This window comes from Mycobacterium sp. (assembly GCF_049683355.1).
In the GTDB taxonomy this organism is placed as follows: domain Bacteria; phylum Actinomycetota; class Actinomycetes; order Mycobacteriales; family Mycobacteriaceae; genus Mycobacterium.
Genome location: NZ_JBAUJB010000113.1, coordinates 1 through 7,443 on the forward strand (window position 1 = coordinate 1; position 7,443 = coordinate 7,443).

The following is a 7,443-nucleotide window of genomic DNA, read 5'->3' on the forward strand; positions in this document are numbered from 1 at the left end:
TCTCGTTTCCCTACCTGGACACCGAGGCCACCCGCACGGCCGGGATCGACCCGGCCACCGCGGGTGGTGCCAAGTCGATGAACTACTCGCGCGCGCAGCTCGACGAGATCCTCGACCACGCCGCACCGAAGGGCTGGCAGATGGCGTTCCACGCCAACGGCGATCTGGCCCTGGACCTCGCGCTGGACGCCTACGAGAACGCGCTGCACCGGCACTCCCTGATGGGAACCGACCATCGCTGGCGGCTGGAGCACTGCGGCGCCGGCACCCGCGCACACTTCGACCGGGCCGCCCGGCTGGGGGTGCACGTGTCGTTGGCGCCGTTCCAGTACTACTACTGGGGAGAACTGCTCGACGGCGCGATGTTCGACACCGAGCACGGCGCCCGCTGGGCTGCGTTCGCCGACGCCGTCGCCTCGGGGGCGTGCGTGTCGCTGCACAACGACGGATCGGTGTCGCCGCCCCTACCGGTCATCAACATCGCCACCGCGGTCACCCGGCGCACCCGCAACGGCACCGTGCACGGCGCCGATCAGGCGATCTCGCTGGATCAGGCGTGGCGCGCCCAAACCATCGACGCGGCCCGCACGCTGCGTCGGGAGCACCTGATCGGGTCGATCACGCCGGGCAAGCTGGCCGACTTCGTCGCGCTGACCGCCGATCCGTGGACCGTGAAGCCGGCCGAGCTGATCGACGCGGTGCGGGTAGGCGGAACGTGGCTGGGTGGGCGTCGGGTCGACCTCGAGGAGTTCCTCACCGCCGTCGGCGGTGCCGACAACGCCCAGCATGCACACCTGGCCGAGCGCAGCGCGCCGGGCTGCTGCTGAAATCGAACTTCTCAGGCCACGACTGTGTAGCGCGACGTAGCACATCTTGCTACGCTTGCCCTGTGGCTCGGTCGATCCCGCAGCGTGACCTCCGCAACGAAAACGCGAAGGTGATCGATGCCGTCGCGGCCGGCGAGACCTTCGTCGTGACCCGCAATGGTGAGCCGGTAGCGGAACTCCGCCCGATTCGGCCGGGGCGGCGAACGTTCATCGGTCGTGACGAAGTCGAGGATCTGGCCCGCGGTGCTGTGCGGATCGACCACCAACGGTTCCGTGAGGATCTCGACACGATGATCGATCAAGGCATCTAGGTGGCGGCAGGCTTGATCGACACCTCGGTGGTCATCGACTGGCACGATCCGATCGTCGTTGCCGCCCTTCCGGATGAGATAGCGATTTCGGCGATCACAGCGGCCGAGTTGGCTGCAGGCCCGCTACTCGCCGCGACGCCCATCGAGGCTGCGAAACGACAGAACCGCTTGCAGGAGGTCGACTCGCGACTCGAACCCCTGCCCTTCGACGGCGCTGCAGCACGCAGCTACGGGCTGATCGTCGCAGCGGTCGTCGGCAGAGGGAGAAAACCACGGAGCCGATTTGCGGATCTGTTGATCGCGGCTACCGCCCACGCGAACCGACTCGCGCTCTACACCAGGAATGCAGACGATTTCGCCAGCCTCGAGAAGCTGGTCCGCGTCGTCGGCATCTGATCACTGACCATGGATGAACATCGGTGGGCGCGGACGGTATCGAACCGCCGACCGCTGGTGTGTAAAACCAGAGCTCTACCACTGAGCTACGCGCCCGATCCCGGGCAGGGTACACGCACCACACCTGCCACCGGAAATTCTCTCAGCCCGGTCACAGCGCGGCCAGCGCATGTGACCACACGGCGCGGTCGCGCATCTCGCCGGGCTGCTTGCATTCGGCGAAGCGGATGACTCCCGAGCGGTCCACCGCGAAGGTCCCCCGGTTGGCGAACCCACTGTCGTCGTTGAACACGCGATAGGCCTGGCTGACCGCGCCGTGCGGCCAGAAGTCGGCCAGCACCGGGAACGTGAAGCCGCGCTGGGCCGCCCACACCTTGTGTGTCGGCGGCGGTCCCACGGAGATGGCCAGCGTGGTGGTCTCGTCGTTGACGAAATCGTCCGGGTGATCGCGGATCTCGTCCAGCTCGCGCGCACAGATGCTGGTGAACGCGAGCGGGAAGAAGACCAGCAGCACGTTCTTGGCACCACGAAGTGAGCTGAGCGTCACCGGCTGGTTGTTCTGATCCTTGAGCGTGAAGTCCGGTGCGTCGTCGCCGACTCCAAGCACGCGCTACCGCTGCTTGGTGATGGCGTTTGCCTTCGGCTGCACCAGACGACTGGCGGACCAGTCCCCCAGGTTCGCCGACGATGTCTGCATCAGTCCCGCAGTCGGTGCCGACTCCGCGATCTCGGCCGGCTGCACGTGCCCGGCCTTGCCGGTCTTGGGAGTGACGACCCAGATGACGCCGTCGTCGGCAAGCGGGGTGATCGCATCCATCAGCGTGTCGACGAGGTCGCCGTCCCCGTCACGCCACCACAGGAGCACCACGTCGATGACTTCGTCGGAGTCCTCGTCGAGCAGGTCTGCGCCGCACGCATCCTCGATGGCGAACCGGATGTCGTCGTCGGTGTCCTCGTCCCAGCCCAGTTCCTGCACGACCTGATCTTTTTCTATGCCCAGTCTCTGGGCGTAGTTCGGGGGGTCACCCGCCGAGACCACCTTCAGTCCTCCTTCAGCCAACTCGCTCATTGTGCGCTGTGTCATGTTTGTCTCGCCCTATCGTCGCACGGCCTGCTGCGACTGCGGACGTGTGATGGCAGGTTTCATCGGTATGCCGCGTCGCATCGGTCCAGCGCGACGGTCTTGGAGTCGTTCAGCCGGGTGATCGCGGAGTTGAATTCCTCGGTCCCGTAATTGCCCACGATGGCGGTCGCGACCGCCCGCGCGGCATCCACCCAGCCGTTGAGCGCGTCCCGCAGTTCGGGAGGCAACAGGTCGGACAGGGTGCCCCCGACCAGGTCGGCGCTGAGGTTCAGCGCGTCCACCGCGGGACCGGCGGTGCGAGCGATGTCGGCGGGGTTGGAGTTGAAGGCGGCGACGTAGGTGTTGACGGCGCCGATGGCATCGGCACTGCTCGAGCTCATCGCCTCGCACGAGGTCTGGATCGCCTCGGTGGTCAAGGTCTGCTGGCGTTCGGCCTCGCGGGCGCTCGAGCTGGCCGCCGACTCCTCCAGCGAGGCCGACACCGATGCCCGGTACAGGGGAGCCTCACCCTCGGCCACCGCGGCGTCGCCGTCGGTGACGCTGGTGCAGCCGACGATGATCATCGCCAGCGCCGCCATGGTGCCGGTGACGAAGCCGGCGACCCGGGCACGGGGCGCGCTCAGCCAACCCATCAGCACCGTGCAGACGTTACCGGTTCACCTGTCGGTCCACACGCACGTTCGGGTGCCGATCGATGGTTCCCCGCACTCCCGCCACCCCTTCGGCGCGGATGGGGCAGGATTGGACGAGGATGGGACCATCCGGGCGCGAGAAGCGAGGCAAACCCACTTCGCGGATCGCGCACATTTACCCCGCCTAACAAGGAGCGGAAGTTGACCACCGAGTTCGTGCGCCAGGATCTGGCCCAAAACTCCAGCAGCGCAAGCGAACCCGACCGGGTTCGGGTCATCCGGGAAGGTGTCGCGTCGTATCTGCCGGACATCGATCCCGAAGAGACCGGCGAGTGGCTCGAGTCCTTCGACGACCTTCTCGACCGGTCCGGGCCCGCCCGCGCCCGCTACCTGATGCTGCGGTTGCTCGAGCGCGCCGGAGAGCAGCGCGTCGCCATCCCGGCGTTGACCTCCACCGACTACGTCAACACCATCCCGACCGAGCTGGAGCCGTGGTTCCCCGGAGACGAGGACGTCGAACGCCGCTATCGCGCCTGGATCCGCTGGAACGCCGCGATCATGGTGCACCGGGCTCAGCGTCCCGGAGTCGGTGTCGGTGGCCATATTTCGACCTACGCGTCCTCAGCGGCGCTCTACGAGGTGGGGTTCAACCACTTCTTCCGCGGCAAGTCGCACCCCGGCGGCGGAGATCAGATCTTCATCCAGGGCCACGCGTCGCCGGGCATCTACGCCCGGGCGTTCCTGGAAGGAAGACTCAGCGCCGATCAACTCGACGGTTTCCGGCAGGAGCACAGCCACCCCGGCGGTGGTATCCCGTCCTATCCGCACCCGCGCCTGATGCCCGATTTCTGGGAGTTCCCCACGGTGTCGATGGGCCTGGGCCCAATGAACGCCATCTATCAGGCCCGGTTCAACCATTATCTGCACGACCGCGGCATCAAGGACACCTCCAACCAGCATGTGTGGGCGTTCCTGGGCGACGGCGAGATGGACGAGCCGGAAAGCCGCGGCCTGACCCACGTCGCGGCGCTCGAAGGCCTGGACAACCTGACCTTCGTCGTCAACTGCAACCTGCAGCGTCTCGACGGCCCGGTACGCGGCAACGGCAAGATCATCCAGGAGTTGGAGTCGTTTTTCCGCGGTGCCGGCTGGAACGTGATCAAGGTGGTGTGGGGCCGCGAGTGGGATGCGCTGCTGCACGCCGACCGTGACGGCGCGCTGGTCAACCTGATGAACACCACCCCGGACGGGGACTACCAGACGTACAAGGCCAACGACGGCGGCTACGTCCGCGACCACTTCTTCGGACGTGACCCGCGGACCAAGGCGCTGGTCGAGCCGATGTCGGACACCGAGATCTGGAACCTCAAGCGCGGCGGTCACGACTACCGCAAGGTCTACGCCGCCTACCACGCCGCGATGGAGCACAAGGGCCAGCCGACGGTGATCCTGGCCAAGACGATCAAGGGATACTCGCTGGGCTCGCATTTCGAGGGCCGCAACGCCACCCACCAGATGAAGAAGCTGGCGCTGGAGGATCTGAAGAACTTCCGCGACGCCCAGCGCATCCCGGTCAGCGACGAGAAGCTCGAGGCCGACCCCTATCTGCCGCCGTACTACCACCCCGGGCCGGAGGCGCCGGAGATCCGGTACCTGCTCGATCGCCGGCGAGCGCTGGGCGGGTTCCTGCCCGAGCGGCGCACCAAGTCCAAGCCCCTGACCCTTCCCGCCCGCGACGCCTACAAGGCGTTGAAGAAGGGTTCGGGCAAACAGGAGGTCGCCACCACCATGGCGACGGTCCGCACGTTCAAGGAGATCCTGCGCGACAAGAACATCGGGGACCGGATCGTGCCGATCATCCCCGACGAGGCACGCACCTTCGGCATGGACTCGTGGTTCCCGAGCCTGAAGATCTACAACCGCAACGGGCAGCTGTACACCTCGGTGGACGCCGAACTGATGCTGGCCTACAAGGAAAGCGACATCGGGCAGATCCTGCACGAGGGCATCAACGAGGCCGGGTCGATGGGCACCTTCATCGCCGCGGGCTCGTCGTATGCCACCCATAACGAGCCGATGATCCCGATCTACATCTTCTACTCGATGTTCGGGTTCCAGCGCACCGGCGATAGCTTCTGGGCGGCCGCCGACCAGATGGCGCGCGGGTTCGTCCTGGGCGCCACCGCGGGCCGCACCACGCTCGTCGGCGAGGGACTGCAGCACGCCGACGGCCACTCGCTGCTGCTGGCGTCCACCAACCCGGCCGCAGTGGCCTACGACCCCGCGTTCGCCTACGAGATCGCCTACATCATCGAAAGCGGCCTGGACCGGATGTACGGCAAGAACCCCGAGAACGTGTACTTCTACATCACTATCTACAACGAGCCCTACTCCCAGCCGCCCGAGCCGGAAGGACTCGATGTCGACGGGCTGCTGCGCGGCATCTACAGCTACCAGCAGGCGCCGGAGAAGAAGTCCCATGCGGCGCAGATCCTGGTGTCCGGCGTGGCGATGCCCTCGGCGCTGAAGGCCGCCGAGATGCTCGCCGCGGAATGGGACGTCGCCGCCGACGTGTGGTCGGTGACGAGCTGGAACGAGCTCAACCGCGACGGCGTGGCGATCGAGAAGGAGCGACTGCGCCATCCCGACCGCGAGCCCGGTACGCCGTATGTCACCAAGGCGCTTGCCGAGGCGGCCGGCCCGGTGGTGGCGGTCTCGGACTGGATGCGTGCGGTGCCCGAACAGATCAGGCCCTGGGTGCCCGGCACCTACGTCACCCTCGGCACCGACGGTTTCGGCTTCTCCGACACCCGACCCGCCGCGCGCCGTTACTTCAACACCGACGCCGAGTCGATCGTCGTGGCAGTGCTGGAAGGCCTGGCCCGCGACGGCAACATCGACATGTCGGCGGCGGTCGAGGCCGCGAAGAAGTACGAGATCGACGATGTGATGGCGGCACCGGAGCAGACGTCGGACCCCGGAGTCGCGTAGGCGACGACATTCGGCCGGGGAGTCGCGTAGGCGACGACATTCGGCCGGGGAGTCGCGTAGGCGACGACATTCGGCACCAGCGTGGCCTGACACCAAGATCCTTGGAGGGATTCGCCAAAAACAGGCGTAGATTTTAGGGATGACCGACAACAATCGGTTCATCCCGCCGCGATCGACGGTCGAAGTGCTGGAGAACGTTCCCGAGTCGGCGCTGCGCCGGCTCAAGCAGTACTCCGGCCGGTTGGCCACCGAAGCCGTGCACTACATGGAGGAACGGCTGCCGTTCTTCGCCGACCTGGAGGCCTCGCAACGGGCCAGTGTCCAGCTGGTGGTGCAGACCGCGATCGTCAACTTCGTCGAGTGGATGCGCAATCCGCAGAGCGACGTGAGCTACACGGCGCAGGCGTTCGAGGTGGTGCCCCAGGATCTGCGCCGGCGTATCGCGCTGCGACAGTCCGTCGAGATGGTGCGCATCACGATGGAGTTCTTCGAGGAAGTGGTGCCGCTGCTGGCGCGCTCCGAGGAGCAACTGACCGCGCTGACCGCGGGCATCCTGCGCTACAGCCGGGACCTGGCGTTCGCCGCTGCCACCGCGTACGCCGACCAGGCCGAGGCCCGCGGCGCATGGGACACCCGGATGGAGGCCAACCTGGTCGATGCGGTCGTCCGCGGCGACCTCGGCCCGGAGTTGCAGTCCCAGGCCGCCGCGCTGAACTGGGACGCCACCGCGCCCGCGACCGTCCTGGTCGGGACGCCGCAACCCGGTCGGACGGACTTCGCCAGCGACGATGTCCACGACGTGGCCAAGCGCAACGGCCGGGCCGCCCTGTCCGACGTCCACGGCACCTGGCTGGTCACCATCGTCTCCGGCGGACTGTCACCGACCGATCGCTTCCTCTCGGAGTTGATGAAGGTCTTCGACGACGGGCCGGTGGTGGTCGGGCCGACCGCGCCGACGCTGGGCGCGGCGCACCGCAGCGCCACCGAGGCGATCGCCGGGATGAACGCGGTGGCCGGCTGGGCGGGGGCGCCGCGGCCGGTGGCGGCCCGCGAGTTGCTGCCCGAGCGGGCACTGCTGGGTGATGCCACAGCAGCGGTTGCGCTGGAAGCCGAGGTGATGCGGCCGCTCTCGGACGCCGGTCCGGCACTGATGGAGACGCTGGACGCCTACCTGGACTCCGGCGGCGCGATCGAGGCCTGCG

At 67.2% G+C, this 7,443-nt stretch carries 8 protein-coding genes and 1 tRNA gene; 5 read left to right on the plus strand and 4 right to left on the minus strand.

Annotated features, from left to right (window positions below; genetic code table 11):
- From WA944_RS07025 to WA944_RS07035, 3 genes are all read left to right on the plus strand, one after another.
- The coding region (locus WA944_RS07025; protein ID WP_526646643.1) for an amidohydrolase family protein at nucleotides 1–827 on the plus strand (827 nt) is incomplete at its 5' end.
- Nucleotides 828–889: 62 nt separating this feature from the next.
- Nucleotides 890–1,138 carry a type II toxin-antitoxin system Phd/YefM family antitoxin gene (locus tag WA944_RS07030; RefSeq protein ID WP_526375216.1) on the plus strand — a complete coding sequence of 83 codons (249 nt, stop codon included), beginning with the start codon at nucleotides 890–892 and terminating at the stop codon, nucleotides 1,136–1,138.
- 12 nt (nucleotides 1,139–1,150) lie between these two features.
- Nucleotides 1,151–1,534, plus strand: coding sequence for a type II toxin-antitoxin system VapC family toxin (locus WA944_RS07035; RefSeq protein WP_526375218.1), 384 nt, complete (start codon nucleotides 1,151–1,153; stop codon nucleotides 1,532–1,534).
- A 24-nt stretch (nucleotides 1,535–1,558) separates the two neighbouring features.
- Here the strand turns inward: WA944_RS07035 and WA944_RS07040 are convergent.
- From WA944_RS07040 to WA944_RS07055, 4 genes are all read right to left on the minus strand, one after another.
- Nucleotides 1,559–1,630: transfer RNA gene (locus tag WA944_RS07040), tRNA-Val, on the minus strand.
- Nucleotides 1,631–1,685: 55 nt separating this feature from the next.
- Nucleotides 1,686–2,141, minus strand: a complete 456-nt coding sequence (locus WA944_RS07045; RefSeq protein ID WP_526375220.1) for a peroxiredoxin — start codon at nucleotides 2,139–2,141, stop codon at nucleotides 1,686–1,688.
- A 3-nt stretch (nucleotides 2,142–2,144) separates the two neighbouring features.
- Nucleotides 2,145–2,618, minus strand: a complete 474-nt coding sequence (locus WA944_RS07050) for a DUF3052 family protein (RefSeq protein WP_526375222.1) — start codon at nucleotides 2,616–2,618, stop codon at nucleotides 2,145–2,147.
- 59 nt (nucleotides 2,619–2,677) lie between these two features.
- The gene (locus tag WA944_RS07055; RefSeq protein ID WP_526375224.1) at nucleotides 2,678–3,250 is read right to left on the minus strand and encodes an Rv2240c family protein; all 573 of its coding nucleotides are present in this window, start codon (nucleotides 3,248–3,250) and stop codon (nucleotides 2,678–2,680) included.
- A gap of 201 nt (nucleotides 3,251–3,451) precedes the next feature.
- Here WA944_RS07055 and aceE point away from each other — a divergent pair, with 201 nt between their 5' ends.
- Together aceE and WA944_RS07065 are read left to right on the plus strand one after the other, a co-directional pair.
- Nucleotides 3,452–6,241 carry a pyruvate dehydrogenase (acetyl-transferring), homodimeric type gene (gene aceE, locus WA944_RS07060; RefSeq protein ID WP_526374813.1) on the plus strand — a complete coding sequence of 930 codons (2,790 nt, stop codon included), beginning with the start codon at nucleotides 3,452–3,454 and terminating at the stop codon, nucleotides 6,239–6,241.
- Nucleotides 6,242–6,380: 139 nt separating this feature from the next.
- On the plus strand, nucleotides 6,381–7,443 hold a 1,063-nt coding region (locus WA944_RS07065), incomplete at its 3' end, for a PucR family transcriptional regulator (RefSeq protein ID WP_526646645.1).